The 1,813-nt window shown below is 47.7% G+C and carries 2 protein-coding genes; both read left to right on the plus strand.

Going from position 1 to position 1,813, the window contains the following annotated elements; translation table 11 throughout:
* The coding region (locus C7R94_RS29155) for an amidase family protein (RefSeq protein ID WP_106785989.1) at positions 1 to 1,126 on the plus strand (1,126 nt) is incomplete at its 5' end.
* 12 nt (positions 1,127 to 1,138) lie between these two features.
* A complete protein-coding gene (locus C7R94_RS29160) occupies positions 1,139 to 1,660 on the plus strand; it encodes a hypothetical protein (RefSeq protein ID WP_106785990.1) in 522 nt (173 codons plus the stop codon).
* Positions 1,661 to 1,813: the final 153 nt, after the last annotated feature.

Genomic DNA, 1,813 nt, shown 5'->3' on the forward strand with positions numbered 1-1,813 from the left:
ATTTGTCGTAACCAAGCTCCGAGAGGCGGGCGCTGTCCTTTTAGGGAAAACAAATCTCACGGAATGGGCTAACTATATCTCCAATGACATGCCAGATGGCTACAGCTCACGCGGTGGACAAGTATTGAACCCATACGGTCCTGGTGTACTAGAGGTCGGCGGGTCTAGCTCAGGTTCGGCTGCTGCGATTGCCGCAGGATTTGCCGTTGTGGCAGTCGGTACGGAGACGTGCGGGTCCATTCTCCATCCAGCGGAGCATAATTCGCTCGTGGGAATCAAACCTACTGTTGGCTTAATCAGCCGTTCGGGTATCATTCCGATTTCCCATAGCCAAGACACAGCCGGACCGATGGCGAGAACCGTGACTGATGCAGCTATTTTGCTTGGCGCGCTTACTGGTATTGATGAAAATGATCCGGTGACTGGAAAAACCGAAGGCTTGGGTCATACCGATTACCTCCCCTTCCTCGATGCAGACGGTTTGCGGGGTGCGCGCATCGGCGTTGTACGTTCCAGGTTTTTGGCTGAGTGTGATGACGAAGAAATCGCCTTGTATGAAGCAGCTATTGAAAAGCTCAGAGAGGCTGGCGCAACTGTCATAGATGCGGTCACCATTCCTACAGAAAATGCCAAGTGGGATAGACAAGTTCTGGTGCATGAATTCAAGGTAGGCGTCAATGCGTACTTAAAAACCCTACCAGCCTCCTACCCGATCCGCTCCTTACAGGATGTCATTGCCTTTAATCAGGCACATGAGGAACAAGCCCTGCTTTACGGGCAAGAGCTGCTGGTAGAATCCGAGCGAACAAGTGGTACGTTGACAGAGCCGGAATATCTGGCGAATCTCTTGTTCGATTTGGAAATGACACAGAAACAAGGCCTTGATGCTGTCATGAAGGAGCACGAACTCGATGCCCTCTTGTACCCCGGTAGTACGGGTTATGCTATCCCGGCCAAAGCTGGTTACCCATCCATTACGGTTCCGGCTGGCTATACTTCCGCAGGCAAGCCATTTGGCATCATGCTAACTGGATTGGCATTCCAGGAACCTACTCTCCTTCGTTTGGCCTACGCTTATGAGCAAGCAACTCGACTGCGTGTAGCTCCGAGTATGACTACTGCGTAAAGGAAGCACAGAATGAACCGATATTACGGACTTTTTATTGGCACAGCAATCCCTTTCAAGCACCTGAAGAAAATCATTCGCAAATTCAACTATGATTACTATGGCAAAGCCAGTCCCGAACGACAGCAGGACTTTATCGAAATTATTCCAGAATTCCACATCAGTCATTCTCATGATCCACACCATTGGCTAGCGTGTATCATGGTGGAACCTGCGTATTTGAACAGATTTTTAGAAATCATAAACAATCTAGATTTCACTTTCATCCTTTGTCAGTATCGTCACGGTCATTTTCAAACGATAATGAATGGAATCGAGTATAGTGTTACGTGCTTTCGTTCATTGGAAGATGTCGTATATCTAGTATTAGAAGACGAAGATGATATCGAAGGGAAATTCGCAAAAAAACTACGCACGCTCCCACTCGAAAAACAATTTGCTTCAGCCCCTGGAATTAAAACGAGCGAAGAATATCAGCATCTGCTAGATACATGGGTAAAGGAAGTACTCGCCTATCCAGCAAAAAACGCATGAGACCTTTTTGGCCCCATGCGTTTTTCTCTTTCTACATCGTCTTGCTTTCTTGCTCTGCTTTACCGAGTCGGTCTTGGAACAGCTTGCTCAATTGACCGATATTTACTTCCCATTCCTCATCCTTGTAATAAACGGTTGCTTTGGATTCGCCTT

Origin of the sequence: Brevibacillus sp. NRRL NRS-603 (assembly GCF_003013445.1) — a bacterium.
Classification (GTDB): Bacteria; Bacillota; Bacilli; order Brevibacillales; family Brevibacillaceae; genus Brevibacillus; species Brevibacillus formosus.

Excerpts from the sequence above, each read along its gene's own strand:
- C7R94_RS29160 (WP_106785990.1), top strand. The coding sequence starts at position 1,139 with ATGAACCGATATTACGGACTTTTTATTGGCACAGCAATCCCTTTCAAG.